This window comes from Microvirga yunnanensis (assembly GCF_025460875.1).
The window spans coordinates 1-17,194 of the sequence record NZ_JAMXFI010000173.1 but is presented as its reverse complement, the minus strand read 5'-3'; the positions used below and the strand labels follow the sequence as shown (position 1 = coordinate 17,194).

17 protein-coding genes and 1 pseudogene are annotated in these 17,194 nt (G+C 62.1%); 8 read left to right on the top strand and 10 right to left on the bottom strand.

Annotated elements, in window-relative coordinates:
- Positions 1 to 73: 73 nt before the first annotated feature.
- From NF876_RS40725 to NF876_RS40705, 5 genes are all read right to left on the bottom strand, one after another.
- Positions 74 to 322 (bottom strand): hypothetical protein, encoded by a 249-nt coding sequence (locus NF876_RS40725; RefSeq protein WP_210806612.1) that lies wholly within the window; start codon positions 320 to 322, stop codon positions 74 to 76.
- An 18-nt stretch (positions 323 to 340) separates the two neighbouring features.
- Positions 341 to 2,005 carry an IS66 family transposase gene (tnpC, locus tag NF876_RS40720; RefSeq protein WP_210806614.1) on the bottom strand — a complete coding sequence of 555 codons (1,665 nt, stop codon included), beginning with the start codon at positions 2,003 to 2,005 and terminating at the stop codon, positions 341 to 343.
- Positions 2,006 to 2,050: 45 nt separating this feature from the next.
- A complete protein-coding gene (gene tnpB, locus NF876_RS40715) occupies positions 2,051 to 2,404 on the bottom strand; it encodes an IS66 family insertion sequence element accessory protein TnpB (RefSeq protein WP_371823136.1) in 354 nt (117 codons plus the stop codon).
- A complete protein-coding gene (gene tnpA / locus NF876_RS40710; protein ID WP_262266470.1) occupies positions 2,401 to 2,829 on the bottom strand; it encodes an IS66-like element accessory protein TnpA in 429 nt (142 codons plus the stop codon). Before tnpA ends, tnpB begins: the two co-directional genes overlap by 4 nt.
- A 220-nt stretch (positions 2,830 to 3,049) precedes the next feature.
- On the bottom strand, positions 3,050 to 3,247 hold the full coding sequence (locus NF876_RS40705; RefSeq protein WP_210804837.1) for a hypothetical protein: 198 nt from the start codon (positions 3,245 to 3,247) through the stop codon (positions 3,050 to 3,052).
- A 474-nt stretch (positions 3,248 to 3,721) separates the two neighbouring features.
- On the opposite strand from NF876_RS40705, the gene istA reads away from it, so the two are divergent.
- Together istA and istB are read left to right on the top strand one after the other, a co-directional pair.
- Positions 3,722 to 4,744 carry an IS21 family transposase gene (istA, locus tag NF876_RS40700; RefSeq protein WP_210804911.1) on the top strand — a complete coding sequence of 341 codons (1,023 nt, stop codon included), beginning with the start codon at positions 3,722 to 3,724 and terminating at the stop codon, positions 4,742 to 4,744.
- On the top strand, positions 4,741 to 5,526 hold the full coding sequence (gene istB / locus NF876_RS40695) for an IS21-like element helper ATPase IstB (RefSeq protein ID WP_210804913.1): 786 nt from the start codon (positions 4,741 to 4,743) through the stop codon (positions 5,524 to 5,526). Before istA ends, istB begins: the two co-directional genes overlap by 4 nt.
- A gap of 207 nt (positions 5,527 to 5,733) precedes the next feature.
- On the opposite strand, the gene NF876_RS40690 is transcribed toward istB, so the two are convergent.
- Positions 5,734 to 7,653 carry a transglycosylase domain-containing protein gene (locus tag NF876_RS40690; protein WP_262273429.1) on the bottom strand — a complete coding sequence of 640 codons (1,920 nt, stop codon included), beginning with the start codon at positions 7,651 to 7,653 and terminating at the stop codon, positions 5,734 to 5,736.
- A gap of 733 nt (positions 7,654 to 8,386) precedes the next feature.
- On the opposite strand from NF876_RS40690, the gene NF876_RS40685 reads away from it, so the two are divergent.
- Complete coding sequence (locus NF876_RS40685; protein WP_262266033.1) at positions 8,387 to 9,115, top strand: vWA domain-containing protein; 729 nt, start codon at positions 8,387 to 8,389, stop codon at positions 9,113 to 9,115.
- Positions 9,115 to 9,825, top strand: a complete 711-nt coding sequence (locus tag NF876_RS40680) for a DnaJ domain-containing protein (protein WP_262266063.1) — start codon at positions 9,115 to 9,117, stop codon at positions 9,823 to 9,825. The genes NF876_RS40685 and NF876_RS40680 overlap by 1 nt, the downstream gene beginning before the upstream one ends.
- A gap of 289 nt (positions 9,826 to 10,114) precedes the next feature.
- Here the strand turns inward: NF876_RS40680 and NF876_RS40675 are convergent.
- A pseudogene (locus NF876_RS40675) lies at positions 10,115 to 10,387 on the bottom strand (cobalamin-dependent protein); the annotation flags it as partial.
- Positions 10,388 to 10,481: 94 nt separating this feature from the next.
- Between NF876_RS40675 and NF876_RS40670 the strand changes: the two are divergent.
- Positions 10,482 to 12,098 (top strand): adenylate/guanylate cyclase domain-containing protein, encoded by a 1,617-nt coding sequence (locus NF876_RS40670; RefSeq protein WP_262266032.1) that lies wholly within the window; start codon positions 10,482 to 10,484, stop codon positions 12,096 to 12,098.
- A 151-nt stretch (positions 12,099 to 12,249) separates the two neighbouring features.
- Here the strand turns inward: NF876_RS40670 and NF876_RS40665 are convergent, their stop codons facing one another.
- Complete coding sequence (locus NF876_RS40665; RefSeq protein ID WP_262266031.1) at positions 12,250 to 13,359, bottom strand: AI-2E family transporter; 1,110 nt, start codon at positions 13,357 to 13,359, stop codon at positions 12,250 to 12,252.
- 147 nt (positions 13,360 to 13,506) lie between these two features.
- Positions 13,507 to 13,764 carry a hypothetical protein gene (locus tag NF876_RS40660; RefSeq protein WP_262266030.1) on the bottom strand — a complete coding sequence of 86 codons (258 nt, stop codon included), beginning with the start codon at positions 13,762 to 13,764 and terminating at the stop codon, positions 13,507 to 13,509.
- 613 nt (positions 13,765 to 14,377) lie between these two features.
- Here NF876_RS40660 and NF876_RS40655 point away from each other — a divergent pair.
- The 3 genes from NF876_RS40655 to NF876_RS40645 all read left to right on the top strand — a co-directional run bounded on the left by NF876_RS40655 (position 14,378) and on the right by NF876_RS40645 (position 16,658).
- Positions 14,378 to 15,097: a lysozyme family protein gene (locus NF876_RS40655; RefSeq protein ID WP_262266029.1), complete on the top strand. Its 720-nt coding sequence runs from the start codon at positions 14,378 to 14,380 to the stop codon at positions 15,095 to 15,097.
- Between the two features lie 260 nt (positions 15,098 to 15,357).
- A complete protein-coding gene (locus NF876_RS40650) occupies positions 15,358 to 15,723 on the top strand; it encodes a hypothetical protein (RefSeq protein ID WP_262273428.1) in 366 nt (121 codons plus the stop codon).
- 257 nt (positions 15,724 to 15,980) lie between these two features.
- A complete protein-coding gene (locus tag NF876_RS40645; RefSeq protein ID WP_262266027.1) occupies positions 15,981 to 16,658 on the top strand; it encodes a protein-L-isoaspartate(D-aspartate) O-methyltransferase in 678 nt (225 codons plus the stop codon).
- A gap of 164 nt (positions 16,659 to 16,822) precedes the next feature.
- On the opposite strand, the gene NF876_RS40640 is transcribed toward NF876_RS40645, so the two are convergent.
- Positions 16,823 to 17,194, bottom strand: a 372-nt coding sequence (locus tag NF876_RS40640) for a hypothetical protein (protein WP_262273427.1), incomplete at its 5' end; no start/stop codon positions are given.

Here is a 17,194-nt window from a genome sequence, read left to right as displayed (position 1 = left end):
GGTACGCATCCGAGGGAGACCGCGGGATCAGGCCTCGCGCGTCAATGGGATCGTGGCTAACGTTGGTGCAGGTTTAAGGGGCGGCTTTTTGTGATGCGACAGTCCTGCGAGCCTCGATGATGTATTTGAGGTTCTCGATGCCATCTTCGGTGAAGAGGACAATATGCTCGGTCAATTCGGAGGCTGGGTAGTTGTCGTAGGCACTGAGGCGGCCGTCTTCCGAGAACATTTCGATCGAGCACTCGTGCAGGAAGTCCTCGTCTTCACCGAGCATGTCAGCCACGTATTTCAGCGTGTACAGCGTTGAGTTGCGGTATCCCACTCGTCGGTCCCTTTTCGGTTACGCAGCCAGCTGGGACGCCAGGTTCTCGGCCTGCCGTAGCCTTTTCCATTCCCAGGGAAGCAATTCGTGCAGGCGGGCGACAGGAAGATCGGCAATCCGGACCAGCACGTCGGCGAGCCAGGCTTTTGGATCGACATCGTTGAGACGACAGGTCGTGATGAGGGTGAGCATGACGGCGGCACGATCCGCCCCGCGCTGGGACCCCGCGAAGGTCCAGTTGCGGCGCCCCAGGGCGATCCCTCGCAAGGCCCGCTCGGCGGCATTGTTCGTCAGACAAACCCGGCCATCCTCCAGGAAGCGGGCAAAGCCATCCCAGCGCTTCAGCATGTAGTCCATGGCGCCGATCACCTCGGACGATCGGCTGAGCGTGGCACGCTCTCGTTTCAGCCACTCGTGCATGTCATCGAACAGCGGCTTGCTTTTCTCCCGCCGCACCGCCAGTCGTTCCGCGGCGCTCAAGCCGTTGATCTGACGCTCGATGTCGAACAGCGCGTCGAACCGCTTGACGGCTTCCAACGCGATCGGGGAGATCGGCCTGCCGTTTCTTTTGCGATCCCGAGCCTTTTTCTCGATATCGGCCAGTTCAAAGAATTTCCGTCGCGCATGTGCATGGCAGAAGGCAAAGGTAAGGGGCACCGCTTTCTGTTCGGCAACACTGATCGGCTCGAAGCCATTGTAACAGTCACTCTGCAGAATGCCGCCATACCCGGCCAGGTGCTTTTGCGGATGCTCGCCGCGGCGGTCACTCGAGGCATAATAGACTGCTGCCGAAGCCGTGCCGCCCCCGAAGGGCTGGTCATCCCTCACGTAGGTCCAGATGCGCCCGGTCGTGCATTTGCTTTTGGCCCGGATGGGAATGGTCGTATCGTCGCCGTGAAGGCGCTCGGCCGCAAAGACATGCTTCTCAATCAGATTGAAGACCGGCATGAGCGCGGAGGTTCCAAACCCAACCTGATCGGCCAGCGTCGAGGTCGACAGCGCGATGCCTTCGCATGTAAACCGGGCGCTCTGGCGATTGAGCGGATTGTGCATGCCGAACTTGTCGAAGAGGATCGTCGCCAGCAGATGAGGGCCGATGAAGCCGCGCGGCGTGGCATGGAACGGCGCTGGCGCCTGGCTGATCGCCTCACAGTCCCGGCACGTGAACTTCTCCCGGATCGTCTCGATCACTTTGAAGCGACGCGGGATCTCCTCCAGCGTCTCGGTGATGTCCTCGCCCAGTTTCGCCAGGCGCGAGCCACCGCAGCAGGCACAGGTCGCCAGGGGAGCAATCACCACGCGTTCGCGCTCGATATCCTCCGGCCAGGGCTTTCGGACCGGCCGCCGGCGCACAAAGGAGCGCCCGGTTGAGTTCCTGGCGGCGGCCTGCGCCGCAACCTCATCCTCGGTCGCGGCCATCACCAGTTCTTCGAGCTGTAATTCCAGCTGGTCGATCAGTCGCGCCGCGCGCTCGGACCGCTGGCCGCGCAGTTCGCGCTTCAGCTTTTCGATCGCCAGTTCCAGACTGGCGATCAGGGCCTCGCTGTCAGACAACAGGGCCTGCGCCTTGGCGGCTTGCGCCACAGCCCTGTCCCTCTCGGCGACAACGACATCCCGCTCGGACAGCAGCGCCAGATAGGCGCTCACAAGGTCGTCTGGAAGATCGACAGGCGTTGACGGCATGACGCCATTCGAACAGAATTTCCCTGTATTTTCAATCGAATAATGCTAACCAACCCGTGTTGGGCGCCAGGTTTCCTGCGGATTGCGCCAGTCGATTCCGGACAGAAGATAAGACATCTGAGCCGGGGAGATCGCAACAGCGCCGCCCTCCACATTCGGCCAGATGAAGCGGCCTTTCTCCAGTTTTCGCGTGAACAGGCAGGCTCCCTGGCCGTCATGCCAAATCACTTTGATCAGGTCACCTTTGCGCCCCCGGAAGCAAAAAAGGTGGCCGCCCAGAGGGTCATGCTTCAATATCTCCTGCACCCGAAGAGCCAGAGTGGGAAAGCCACAGCGCATGTCGGTATGCCCGGTTGCCAGCCATACCTTCACACCCTGACCCATCGGAAACGGGTTCATGGCAACGTCTCCAGACCACGTATGATCCGCAGCAATGCCTCAACGTCGACATCCCGGTCCACACTCACACGCCTGCCGTTCGCGCTCATGACTTCCATGCGACCGTGGTCGGGTGTGAGAGGCTGCACAGGTGCAGCCGATGCAGGCTGCGCGGCTGCACCACGAGACGCGGGAACGATCAGTGCCGGAACAAAGCCGTCCGTCGAACGGCTGACGAGCCTTCCTTCCCGCGCGGCCCTGCGCCACCCGTTCAACTGCCAGCGCGTGATACCATGGCGCTGCGCCGTTGCGGTGACCTGGCGCAGGCCGCTATAGCTTTCCGCCACAATCGCCAGCTTCGCTTCATCAGTGAACCGCCGCCGGCGACCGCTCTCGACGATCTCCATCCTGCTGACGCGCCCCGGGCGAGCATCCATCATGTCCATGGCTAAAGCACTGTCTATATTGACGTCTATATAGACAGACCATCCACAGTCTCACTCACTAGCGCAATGCGTCCTTCCTCGGATGCGTACCGCGGGTGCGGAGGCGCTTGAGTTCCAGGGAGGACCGCCCCCCAGCCGCTCCTGATGGACCAGCCCAGAATGGCTGATAAACGAGAGTGTAGCTATACCGCAAAGAGCACAGAGGCAGGACGATGTGCCCTCAGAGGCTGGCGAGCAGGAGGCTGAGCCCGATCAACGCAGCAAGAGCGGCGACAAAGCGGATGGCGGCCGCCATGAACGTCGGCGCCGGCACAGGAGCAAAAGGAGGCGCTGCGACTTCTGTCTGACGCATGGTGAAGACCTTCAGGAAATTCAGCTGGTTCTGGGAAAGCGGCAAAGAGACGAGCCATCGCGCCACTTGGCGGGTGTTTCTCTGTGCGATTTTCGCGCTGGTGTCTGTAGCCGGTGGGACACACGGCCGGCCTTGATACGGCTGACTGTCGACACTCCTGGCCCATCGGGAGCAGCAACGACCTGACCCCAGACATGAGCATGGTTCCGCATGCCTCCCAGCTGTTGACAGCGCCACGAACCGGGAGGAGGTCTGCCTAATCCCCTTTCGCATCAGTCTGCTTGGCTGACCTTGCCCCGTTGCGTGGCTTACGCGTGTAGGCATATGGCTTGGTCACAGGCTCGGGTCGATCTGCGGGTTTCTTCGATTTCATTGTCCGACTGCTGAAGAACACCATGCTGCAGGACAGGCGAACAGGAACGGCATCACCAGGAAGGTGAAGATCTGAGTGTTGCCGCCGATGAGAAACTGACCCGGTCGCCGATTCAAATCTGACCCACCGGCTATGCTGGGCCTTCGCGAGAGGAGCGGAGGGCCCGGATGATTGGAGGTGAGATGTCGATGGAGATCCGGGTGTTGGCCAAACATGGCAAAGGCGTGCGCGAGATTGCCCGCGAGCTGGGACTGTCGCGTAACACAGTGCGGCGCTATCTGCGCGAGCCGGAGGCGGCTCGGTATCGCTCTCGCCCCGCCCGGCCGGCCAAACTGGATCCCTACAAGCTCTACATTCAACAGCGCCTGGCCGCGGCTGCACCGGATCTCATTCCCGCCACCGTGTTGCTGGCCGAGTGCCGGGAGCGCGGCTATGCCGGCAGCTACACCATGCTCAAAGCCTTTGTGGCCTCGCTCAGGCCAGTGGCGGCGCCAGAGCCGGTGGTCCGGTTCGAGACCGCACCCGGCGAGCAGATGCAGGTGGACTGGGCCACCATCCGGCGCGGCTCCAACCGCCTGTCTGTGTTCGTGGCGACACTGGGCTGGTCGCGCAACACCTATGCTGAGTTCGTCTCGGACGAGCGCCTCGAGACCCTGATCGCCTGCCACGAGCACGCCTTTCTGGCCTTTGGCGGCGTGCCGCACGAGGTGCTCTACGACAACATGAAGACAGTTGTGGTCGAGCGTGATGCCTATGGCGGCGGCCGGCATCGCTTCCATCCGGGCTTTGCCGATTTTGCCGGTCACTGTGGCTTTCGCCCACGGCTCTGCCGTCCCTACCGGGCTCAGACCAAAGGCAAGGTCGAGCGCTTCATCCGCTATCTGCGCGCCAGCTTCTGGGTGCCGTTGACCAGCCAGTACGCACAGGAAGGTCTGGTCGTGGACCGCGAGACCGCCAACGTCGCCGTGCACCGCTGGTTGCGGGAGGTGGCCAATGCGCGTGTGCACGCCACGACGGCGGCGGTTCCGTCCGAGCGGCTAGAGAGCGAACGAGCCTCGCTCCAGCCGGTCCCTCGTCCCTATACCGGTCAAAGCAAGCGGCAGCTTGAGCCTCTGTCCTCCCGGCGACCGATCCTGGGCCTGCGGCATCCGCTTGCGCTGTATGATGCCCTTGCGGGAGCAGTCTCATGACCGATCTCCAGCATGCCCGCATCGCCGATCTGTGTGCCGAGTTGCGGCTGAGCGCGATGGCCGACCTGTATGGCCCGGCCGCGCAGGCGGCGGCTTCGCGTGAGGCCTCATACAGTGACTTCCTCGAAGAGATTCTGCGGGCGGAGCGGGATGCCCGTCGCCAACGGGCGCGTGATCTGTTTGCGCGCACCGCTGGCTTTCCGGCGATCAAGACCCTTGACAGCTATGACTTCGGCTTTGCCACCGGTGCGCCGCGCCAGCAGATCCAGGAGCTGGCCAGCCTCGCCTTTGTCGAGCGGGCCGAGAACGTGGTGTTGCTGGGCCCGTCCGGAGTGGGCAAGACCCATCTGGCGATTGCCTTTGGCTATCTGGCGACCCAGCGGGGCTGGAAGGTGCGCTTTATCTCCGCGGCTGATCTGGTTCTGCTGCTGGAGAGCGCCCAGCGTCAGGGACGGTGGAAGGAGGTCCTGCACCGGGCGGTCAACGTCTATAGGCTGCTGATCATCGATGAGATTGGCTACCTGCCGATGAGCCGCGAGCAGGCGAACCTGTTCTTCCAGGTGGTGGCCAAACGCTACGAGAAGGGCGCGATGATCCTGACGTCCAACCTGACCTTTGGCAGTTGGGACCAGGTCTTTGCCGAGGAGGCGGTGCTGACGGCCGCCATGCTCGACCGCCTGCTGCACCACGCGACGGTGGTGCAGATCAGTGGCGAGAGCTACCGGCTCAAAGACAAGCGTCGCGCCGGCATGGTGGCGAAGCCAAAGGAACGGTTGGGATAAGAACTGGGTGGGTCAGATTTGAATCGGCGCCCTCGCTCGAAGCGGGTCAGAATTCAACCGGCGTTGACACGTGAGGCGATCAATCCCGGGCAACTCTCCGGCTCGGCCGCGACGGCCGGTAAGGACAGGCACAAGCCCACGAACGCAGCCGCACAAAGGCTTTGTGCTATCGTCGTCATGCGCGCTCCCTGTCGAGGCCTGACGGGCTCACGTCCTTTTCCCTCCTGGAACAGGATCATGGGCCGATGGCCCCTTCGGGAGGGCCACGGACGGCCGGAGCTCAGAGAACCAGTCAGCCATCTTTCCCGGTTCAGCGGGCCGCTTGGTCCGCGCGCTCGCCAGTCGTTGCTCCTCACGTTTCTGTTGCTGGTCGATCCATTCATTCACCGCATTGGCAACTCGCCCGAAGTAGGCCGCAGGGGCACCCGCGCCGGCCAGAGCGGGGCCGGTCTCGCCGTGCCGCCGGCCCATCCAGATCCCGAGCACCCGCTGCTCGCTCCAGCCGATAAACCAGGCATCGGTGTTCCCGGTAGACGTCCCGGTCTTGCCGTAGGTTGTCCAGTCTCTTAACCGTGCCGCGCGGCCGGTTCCGTTCTGAACCACCTCGCGAAGAACCTCCTGTGTCGGCTCGACACACTCCTCCGGGATGACCCTCTTGCGCATGGTCGTCAGAAAGTCAGCCCTGACCTGGCCTCGCCCATCGACCACCGCGAGCACTCCCGACGGGGTGACCTGGTAGCCGCCATTGGCCACCGACGCGTAGGCTGCCGTCATGGTCATGACATTGCTCGAGTAAGAGCCGAGGATGAAGCTTGGATCATCCGTCGGCCCAGGATCGATGCCGATGCGTCGGCTGACGTCCGCGAGGGTGTCGGCTCCGATCTCTCGCGCCAACCGCACCGCCGCGGCATTGCGTGACGCGGCCATCGCCTCCTTCAGCGTCGTCCAGCCGCGGTAGCCCAGTGCGCCGTTCGAAGGCCAGTTGCCTGTGACCGGCTGATCGAGGATACGACTTTCAGGGAGCTTGCCGGCCTCGCAGGCGGCAATCAGCAGCGGCAGCTTCGCCGTCGAACCGGTCTGCACACGAGCCTTCACGGCATTGTTGAATTGTCGCTGAGCCCAATTGATGGAACCGACCATCGCCTGGACACGTCCGTTCGGCGCCATCATCACCGCACCGGCGTCATAGGCGGGCGGGACAGCCCCGTCCTTGACGAGCCTGCTGAGCTGCTGCTCCGCCATGTTCTGGATGCGCGGGTTCAAGGTGACGAAGAACCGGACCGTCTCGCCCGGCTGCACGTACTTGTCCCCCCAGGTCTCCACCACCCATTCGGTGAAGGCCTGCGGCTGGATCTTGAACTCCGGCAGCAGGCCAGGGCGGATCCCTGCTCTTTCAGCCTGACGGCGCTCCTTGTCGCTGATCAGGCCCTGCTCGCTCATGAGCTTCAGGACAAGAAGCGCGCGCTCATGTGCCCGCTCCCGGGTCTGTTCACGGATCGGATTGAGCCGGGCGGGCGCCTGGACCATGCCGGCCAGCAGCGCGGCCTCGTACAGCGTCAGGTCCCTGGGCTCCTTGCGGAAGTAGTGCCGGCTCGCCCGGTACAGCCCGACAATGTCACGGCCGCCGAACTCGATCTGGTTGAGGTAGGCCGCCAGGAGTTCCTCCTTGCCGACGGCCTCATCGAAGAGGCCGGCGTACCAGACCTCCGCGCCTTTGCGCTCCAGTCGCGTGATCACGTCGCTGGCGCGGAGATCGTGAAACACCAGGTTCTTGAGCAGCTGCATCGGGATCGTGCTGCCACCCCGGCTGAGACCTCCTTTGAGTACCGACAGCAGCGAGATCACATCCACGCCGCCGTGCTCGAAGTAGCGCTTGTCCTCGACTGCCACGATGGCCTTCTTCATCACCTCGGGGATCTCGGACGGAGCGAGAACCACCGGGCAGCGGCAATAGGCATCCCACCCCGCCTTGGTGCGGGTGACCATCACCTGTGGGGAGGAAACGAGGAGGCGGAGCGATCGCGGCTGGAGGTCCCAGAAGTGAACCGGGTCTGCGGCTTGTGCGGTCGGTGCGTGGGAGAGGAGAGCAAGCGAAAGAGCAGTGGCTACAGCCAGAGCGCGGGTCATTGGAGGCCCTATGGGGCGCCGACCGATTCGGCGCCAGGACCTTCAACAAACATGAGGATTATGGCTGAAACTGGTATGCTGTTACGGTCAAGCTTCTGGGCTGCACCCGCTGGGTTGCAGCTTCGTCAGGGCAGCTGAGATCTCAAGCCTGGTGGTGACCACTGCCATCATCGACGGTTCCGCCTTGGCAGGAAGGCTTCGTAAGCCGCATGGGTTGCTTCACGATCTGTTGCAGGCGAGCCAAGGCATCAGACACCTCGATCCGATTTGACACGTCTCTGGCCGAGAACTCATGGCGGCACAACCGGCAGGTGAGATCGGCTCCAAACCGAAGCTTCCGCAGCCGAACCTTGAACATCTGCTGGCAGCGAGGACAGGCTAGGTTGATTCGCGTGCTCCCAAGATCCTCGAACAAGCTGCCTTCTCCGGTTAAGGTTCGATGGAGAGCCCTGAACCATGGCAGTAAGGCGACAAAGAGGCGTCACCTGTGTGGTCGGATTGCCTCAGACGATGCCCCGGGCTCTGGGGCGGGGCGGCCGGTAAGTTCGTGCGGCAGCTTGGATGAATTCGCGGGTGGGGGCGCAACCATTGCATGCACTCGCATCGTCGGCGCAACGATCAGGCTTGCTGCTCATCCTGGCAGGTCCCGCAGAAGGGTATGCTCCGTGAAACCTCTATCCCTCGGATTTACAGGCACTCCCTTGAGGCCCACATTTCTGACGAGGGAGATGCAATGGCTGACAAGAAGGATCTCACACGACCACCCATCCCGGGCGCCAGTCCGCCTTCGGCGATCGATTCCTTCGTGAGAGAAGCCAAGCGTCTTGGGCGACTAACCGGCAATGCGCCCCGGGCGCGGCTTGTGTTCGCTCTCGACGCCACGATGAGCCGGCAGCCGACCTGGGATCTCGCCTGCCGCGTCCAGGGTGAGATGTTTGCCGCAACCAGTGAGGCCGGTGGTCTCTCGGTGCAGCTGGTCTACTTCCGAGGCTTCGGTGAGTGCCGCGCGTCCCGCTGGGTCGCCGACCCGCGGGCTCTTACCGATCTTATGACCAAGATCAGCTGCCGGGGTGGTCAGACCCAGATTGGGCGGGTCCTCCGCCACGTCCGAACAGAGACCGGTCAGACCCCGGTGAAGGTACTGGTCTACGTTGGCGATGCCATGGAGGAGCCGATCGACGATCTCTGTGCCGTGGCGGGGGAGCTCGGTCTCCTTGGGGTCAAGGCCTTCATGTTCCACGAGGGGCACGATCCTGATGCGGCCCGCGCCTTTCAGGAAATCGCCCGCCTGAGCGGCGGAGCCTATGCCCGGTTCGATGCCGGAGCGCCTCAGGCCCTGTCCGAGCTCCTGCGGGCCGCAGCCGCCTATGCGACCCGGGGTGTCGCGGGGCTTGCCCGGTTGACGGCCGACAGCGTGCAAGCCCAGAGCCTGCTCATGGCGATCACCGAGCGCAAGCCGTGATGCTGCTGTACGGCATTGCGACCGTTGCGGTTCTGTGGTGGTTCCTGAGCAACTTCGCGCATGCGAACCCTGCTACTCTGGCGAGGCTTTTCAAAGTCACCGGCGGAGTTGTGACGTTGGGCCTTGCGGGCCTGCTTGCCCTGCGAGGGCGGATCGACATGGCCTTCCTGGTCGGAAGCTTCGGAGCCTGGCTCCTCGGATGGAACCGCCTTGCCTTCCCCAATCTGGGTCAGCGGGCCCAGCGAGCCTCCGGCCGCACGTCACGCGTTCGTTCGCAACTGATCGAAATGACGCTGGATCACGATACGGGCGAGATGGAGGGCTCCGTGCTCGCTGGTTCCTTTGAAGGACAGCAACTCGGGTCGCTGGATGAGGCTCGCCTGCGGGATCTGCTGGCCGAGTGTCGTGTGAGTGATCGTGATGGTGTTCGCCTTCTCGAGGCCTATCTCGACCGCCGGTTTCCTCATTGGCGGGAACACGCTCAGACCGGGGAGGCGCCGCAGGCCGACACTCCCTCCCCTTCGGGCGCGATGACCCCAGAGGAAGCGTACCGGATCCTGGATCTCCATCCAGGGGCCAGCCCCGATGAGATCCGGCGGGCCCATCGGACTCTGATGAAGAAGCTCCACCCGGACCAAGGTGGTTCGACCTATCTCGCGGCTCGCGTCAACCAGGCCAAGGACGTTCTGTTGGACCGAGGCCACAGGTAGTCGTGGAGGCGCGTTCTTGCTGAGTCCTTCGTTCCGTTTGTTTAGGCGCAATGTTTGTTCCGGTGCCAATTCGCTGGCTCTCCGACAACTACGCTTCATCTCGATAGCTAAACTATTGATTTAGCTAAGTGCCGTGGCAATAGAAGAACCTAAATAGGGGAGCATGAGGAAGTCTGGGGCAACGATGCCGCCCGTAGGGTTGGTCTCCCTTAATCCCGCCTTTGATTGAGGATGGTGACAGTCTTCCGGACCGATGGTCAGTGCCTGCCCCATAGAGCCTGATGCTCCCCGGGATTACGCCGCCAACCACGATTATGATGCCCTCGCGGCCATGCTTGGCGAGTTCGGCTTTTAGCTCCGGTGCAAGCGTCAGGTGCCCCAGCGTACGACATGCCGATAATGGGTACGTCGTTCTTGATGGCCTGACGCGCGGCTTCCGCAGAGGGCGCGAAAGGTGAACCGATACCCACCTTGAGACCGAGATCGGTGAGAGCCGAGGCGATCACCTTCTGCCGCGGCCGTGCCCGTCCCGGCCTATCTTGGCGACGAGAATGCTTGGGCGGGAGACTTCTGGTGCTCATGAATTAGGAGTTGCAAGCCTGCCGGCAAAGGCAAATGATTGGCCTTAAGGCATAAGTTCGACCGTGAGGCTGGCTATGGCTGGACTGGGTGAACGGGCTTCCTATCAACAGCGTGCGATGGGCACACTGCTGGTTGTAACAGTGCTCTTGGGCGTTCTGGGCCTGCCTGTCGCCGTCTGGCTCGACCTGCGGCTCCTCTCGGAGCGCGTCCTGCGGATGCAGGCGAGCGAAGCCAGCCGCATCATCGACGCTATGCGTAACTTCTACGGCAGCGATGTTTTCGGACGTGTTCTCCAGTCACCTGAGCCGGTGCGCGTTCTCCAGTCGCCTGAGCCGGTGATGGTCACTCACAAGTACCGGGATATAGCCGGAGCCATTCCGATCCCGGCCACTCTCTCCATTGAGTTCGGGAAGCGCATTAGCGCTCAGGACGGCTCGGTGAAATACCGCTTCGTCTCCGATATGCCATTCAAGGGTCGGGAGCCTCATCAGCTGGACGGCTTCGAGAAGGAAGCCTTGGCCCGGCTGCGGGCCAATCCTGAACAGCCTGTCGTGGAAGTTTCAGGTTCCCTCTTCGACAAGAATGTCCGGACGGCCGCGCCGGTCGTGATGGGGCCAGGCTGTGTGAGCTGCCACAATGCGCATCCAGACAGCCCGAAGACGGATTGGAAGGTCGGCGATGTACGCGGAATCCAGGAAATCTCGGTCAGGCAGCCGATCTTCGCGAACATTTTCTCGTTCAAATATACTTTGAGCTATCTCTTGCTGGCTTCGCTCGCCGGCTTTGCATGCATTCTCCTGCAGCGCCGGCAGGCCAAGCTGATCCGCGGCATGAACCAGCAGTTGACCGAGGCGAATGATTTCCTCGCCGGGATCTCGCTGAAGCTTGCAAAGTATCTGTCCCCTCAGATCTACAACAGCATCTTCAGCGGGCAGAAAGATGTGGCGATCGCCACGGAGCGCAAAAAGCTCACGATCTTCTTTTCCGATATCAAGGACTTCACCACCATCTCGGAACGGCTGCAGCCGGAGGATCTGACGCAGCTCTTGAACGAATATTTCACCGAGATGTCAGCCATTGCCCTCCGCCATGGGGCGACTATCGACAAGTTCGTTGGTGATGCAATCCTGATTTTCTTCGGCGATCCTGAAACGAAAGGCGTCGACGAGGATGCGAGAGCCTGCCTGCGCATGGCTGTCGACATGCAGCAGGACATGGAACACCTGAACGCCCGCTGGCGCAAACGGGGGATCGACCTGCCCATGCGCGTGCGCATGGGCATCAATACGGGCTTTTGCAACGTGGGTAATTTCGGCAGCGAGGACCGGATGGCCTACACGATCATCGGAGCAGAAGCGAACATTGCGGCCCGCCTGCAGGCGATCGCGGAGCCCGGCGGTATCTGTCTGAGCTATGAAACGTACGCCCTCGTGCGCGATATGGTGCGGGCGAGGCCTCTGGAACCCATCGTCATGAAAGGCATCAAGCGCGAGATCGTGCCTTATGCGGTCGAAGGGCTTTTGGGAGACCTTGCGCAAAGGTCTCAGGTCATCGTCGAGCATGTGATGGGACTCGACCTCTTCCTTGATCTTGATGCGATCAAGCAAAGTGAGATTGACCAAGCCAGACGTCGCCTGTCCGAAGCTCTAGCGGCTTTGGAGATGTCTCATGCGACAACCAGGGCGAGCTGAACTCCGCCGGCATGAGGCACGCGTCGTCTACAATTTGGCGGTTCGTCGCGACCCAGCGGCTCGATCAGGGGGCTGGAACAAGATCTGCTGATCTTGCGCTGACCCCATAAATGGGGAACGAAGGGCGCCACGCCTGATCCGTCCCGGCTGTTCAGCCAGCCCCTGGCTCGTCAGGGCGATGCCAACTGTCCGCCCGGTGCTGCTGCAGCCATTCCACCAGGAGCACATAACCGACGGACAGGAGCACGGGACCGACAAACAGGCCGAGAAGTCCATCGACAATCACGCCGCCGATGACCCCCATCAGAACAATCGGCATAGGCACGTCCAGCCCACTTCCGAGCATCAGGGGTCGCAGAACGTTATCGCTCAGTCCGACGATAACATTCCAGACCAGAAAGATGATGGCCGCCTGTGTGGCTTGGGTCGCGAGGACGTAGACGACGACGGGGAGCGACAGCAAAATCAAAGGGAACTGCATGATCCCCAGCAAGAGCGCAACGAGCGTTAAAGGACCGGCGGCCTGAAGCCCGATGACGAAGAAGCCGACACCGAGGAGCAGCGCCTGGATCAGCGCCACGCCAACCACGCCGAGCCCGACCCCGCGGATCGTGGCTACCGTCAACGTGACCAGTTGCACCGCGCGCGCCGTGCTGCCGGTGACACGGGCCAGCAGGCGCCGGGTGAATTCGGCCGTCCCCTTGCCATAGGCGATGAGCACTGCGGCGATCGCAAAGGAAAGAACGAACGATAGTTCGCCAATGGCCAGACCGCCCGCGAACGAGGCCATCCACGCCAGAGGCCCACTCAGCAAGTGGCCGTATTGTTTGAGTGCTGCGGGCAGGTTAGTGGCAACGAGGGTCCAGATCTCCGTCAGCTTTTTGCCAACCAGCGGGGTCCCATCGAGCCACAGCGGTGGCTGTGGCACCGTCACGTCGTGGCTCTGCAAGCTCGGGATCAGCGAATACAGTGATGTTGCGAGCGACGTCACCACGATGACCATCGGCCCCAGCATCACCGCAACACCAATCAGCCCGATCAGCAGCGCTGACCAGCGCTCTCCCAGAAAGCCGGCCAGGCGGAGATGCAGAGGATACAGCATCACGGCCAGGATCGCAGACCACATTAAAATGAAAGTAAACGGCAGCACGATCCGGGCGCAGGCATAAACCAGCAGAGCTACCAACCCGATCCGAAGCGTGGTGTCGAACATGGTCGAGGGCTCAGGCTCGGTGCCAAGGTTCGGCGTGTTCTGGTCCATCGATTTGTCCCCTTGCACCTCCCGGTCCGGTCTCGCGCATCCACGAAAGCGTTCGGCACTGCGCGCATGGCAGGCCCGATCCGCTCATGAGCCCGTTTTCTAACAAGAGGAGAAGCTCAACGCTGCCGGATACGTCAGTCCAACGGTTCAGCGCCGCCCCACCCGATTGACGGGGCCGCCACGGTTCATGGGTGTTCCAGGCCGCACTCCGACCCCTGGAGCCCCGACGCCCGGGGTCGCCACGGCACGCGCAACCGGCCGGGGCCGTAACACGACGCCAGGTCGTACGACGCAGCCGACCGGATAATTGATGTACTGGCAGTAAACCACTGCATGGGCCTCTTCGCTGCTTGCGACCAGGAATCCGGCCATCAGTGCTGATAATGCGATCGGAAGAAGCTTCATCTCCACCTCCCTCCATCCAGCCTTCGCCCAATCACGACGAAACCGAAACTCGTGTCCCTGACGACTTCAAGCCAACGTCTGCCCATGTCGGCTCGCGGTGCAGGTGCTTTCGGCCAATCTGCCTCACACGCGCAGCCACAGCAATTGCCGATGCCATCTGCCACGCGAACCATAATCGCTGAGGCTCGCGATCTGCTGCTTGTTACCAAATGGCACGCCGTGCCGAGCCACACCCATGGCCGGCAAGTGAACGTCGCTAGGAGAACCGCTCCTCTGCATACTCTAAGTAACTCTAGCCGTTTCATAGCGGGATGCTTGATCGATCTGGACAAGACATTGACAGTTTGGGTCAGCGGAAGGTTCCACTACCAAGCTGCTGGGTTCGAGATCGACAATCCACGCAACGCGGTCGCACCGCCGTCAGCGCGGGCCGATCTCAAGTTGCTTTGTCACCACAAGCTACCGACATGCGAGCGATGAACGTTCGGATTGGGGTGATTGCGGGAGGTACTGGCCCGGGCCAAACTGCTATGGCTCGGGTGGCTTTCGATCCGCGCCAGCCCCATCTTCCTCATAGCCGTGATCGTCTGGCTCCTGTTGCCGGGAGGCAGCCATGTTTTACCGCGAGATCTTCTTTGACGCTGTGCGCTCCGATCCCTTCGGCGGATGCCTAACACAGGATCAGGTCGATGGGATGAGCTTCATCCTCGATGCATGGGAGACAGCGCCACCCTCCGATGACCTGCGATGGCTCGCTTATGCGCTCGCCACAACCTATCACGAGACAGCGGCCACCATGCTGCCGATCTCAGAATACGGCTATGGTGCCGGCAGGCCCTACGGAGTGCCGGATCCTGAGACCGGACAGACCTATTATGGCCGAGGTTTCGTGCAACTCACCTGGCGGGACAATTACGCCAGGGCCGATCACGAACTCGAATTATGCGCCCAGGACTCCTTGGAATGGCATGCCGATCATGCGCTGAAGCCGCCGGTCGCTGCTGCGGTCATGTTCAAGGGCATGTCCGAAGGCTGGTTCTGCGGGTGCGCGCTTGCCGACTACTTCAACCCTCACGAGGATGATCCCTACAACGCGCGGGATATCATCAACGGCGACAAGTCGGTGGTGCCCTCTTGGTCAGGTGGGATGTCGATCGGCAACCTGATCAAAGGTTATCACGAGGCATTCTTGGCCGCCGTTGAAGCCGCGTGGCAGGAGGATCGCCTGCCTCAGGTGGAGGTGGAAACCGTACTGACCATCACCCTGCGGCTATCTGCGGCTGGTCCAGTGAAGGTGGTTTCGGTTGAAGCACATACGGATGCGTCGGGATAGAGATAGGCTTGAGGTCGATCTCAGAGATCATCCTGGTCCTTGCGCCAGGTAAACCCTCGTCGCTGTGAGACTGATCCGATTGGGTCAAACAAGGAAAATCTCTGGCCTTTAAGATCTCCCAGGGTTCCCGCCGTGAGCGGATGTTTGGCCAGCTTCCGGGATGTGTTATAAGCAGTCGCAGTTCGGCAGCGAGACGCCATGCCATTCACCACACCTCCCGGCTTGTGATATCCTCCCGATCGCCGGCGAGGTGCATCAGCTTGAGGACGGAAGACATCAAAGCCGACCTTCTCCGCAAAGCGGGTGGCACTCTCGCTGCGCCCGAGGCAGCCCGCATGCTCGGGACCGATGTCGTCACGCTGCAGGAGCTGGCCGCCGAGGGTGCGATCATTGCCCTGCCTCTACCGGGCGGCACCGCCTATCCGGCGTGCCAGCTCGAGATCGGCGGCATGGTGGCAGGCCTGTCAGAGGCGCTCCGCTCGATGCCGATCCGCTCGCCTTGGATGCGTCTTGAATGGCTGCTCACCGGGCATCCTGCTCTTGATGGTGCGTCGCCAATCGAGGCCTTGCGGCGGGGCGACGTCACCGAAGTGATGCAACTCGCCCGCTTGCATGGAGCAGAATGAGTGGCCTCCCATGGCAGCACCAGCCACCGCGGCACGGCACAGGAGGATGGCAATACAGATCGTGAGTCAGACGCTCTTTCGTCGCCCTCAGGAACAATATCACCTTGACCGAAACAGCGGTCTCACAAGAACCTACTGACTGGCCTGTTCGTCTGAAACATACCAGTCCCAGGCTGCGGAACGGGATTAGCTCCTGCTTCCAATCAGCGTAAGATGGCAGGTCTCGTTCGGATCAACTCAATCGAGGACCTGCCGACATGAAGCCGATGACGGAAGTGCACCTCGCCATCCTGCGCCGGCACATGGTGGAGGTAATCGCTCTTCGGGCTGACCTCATGAGCGAGGAGATCGGCAAGGCCACCCTTGGCGAGCGGGTTCTCGACGCCATGCGGCGGGTGCGGCGCCACCTCTTCGTGCCGCCAGAGCTGGCGGCCGTCGCCTACCAGGACACCCCTCTGCCGATCGGCTTTGACAAAACTGTGTCTCAGCCCTTCATCTGCGCCCTCATGACCGACCTGCTCGATCCACAGCCGCATGAGGCCGTGCTCGAGGTCGGCACCGGCTTAGGCTATCAGGCTGCCGTTCTGGCCGAACTCGCTCGCCAGGTCTGGACCGTCGAGATGGTTGAGGAGTTCGCCAGCCATGCCGAGGCACGCCTGTCGCAACTTGGCCGCGATAACGTTGCCGTCCGGGTGGGCGACGGCACTCGTGGCTGGCTCGAGCACGCCCCTTTCGACAAGATCCTGGTCACTGCCGCGGCCGAAGTCGCTCCGACGGCCTTACTGGAGCAACTCGCCCCAGGCGGCCGTATGGTCCTGCCCCTTGGCCCAGAGGAGATCCAACACCTTACCGTCATCGACAAAGCAGACGACGGACAGATCAGGGCGCGAGCGGTGATTCCGGTGCGGTTCGGCATCTTGGAAACAGTGATCTGAGAAAGCATCGTGGGCCGGCCGGAGCTCTGATCCGCGAGTAGACGGCCGTGTCGATTCCGAATTCGGGCAGCGCAGGGCGATTGCGTCGGGACAGACGGGCGTAAATGGGCACACGTAGATCAGATTGTCATCGGCCGCTGCCCGGGTTACCACGAAACATTCCTTCAAGCCCCCGCCCCGCATGCCCCTGAAGCGTGGAAGAGCCGCAAATGGGCAATGCCATAGGGCCGGACGCCTGTGAACAAGCGATACCACGACCAGAAATTATCGTACGGCCAACCCAGCCGCTCCATCACCGGGTAGGTGCCAATCACATCCCAGCGCGGCTCCCCGAGCGACAGCTCCTCCGGACATGTTAACCCCCATTTGAACTCAGCACCGAGCTGGCGCAGCGACGCGCTCAGCCACGCGTGCCCGACCATCTGGGCACAGTAGTAGTCGTAGGCCAACTCGGCTGGGCCACCCCGTTGCACCTCGGCGAGGTCTCGCGCCAATCGAAAAACCTGCGCAGGCTCGAGATACATCAAGAGACCTTC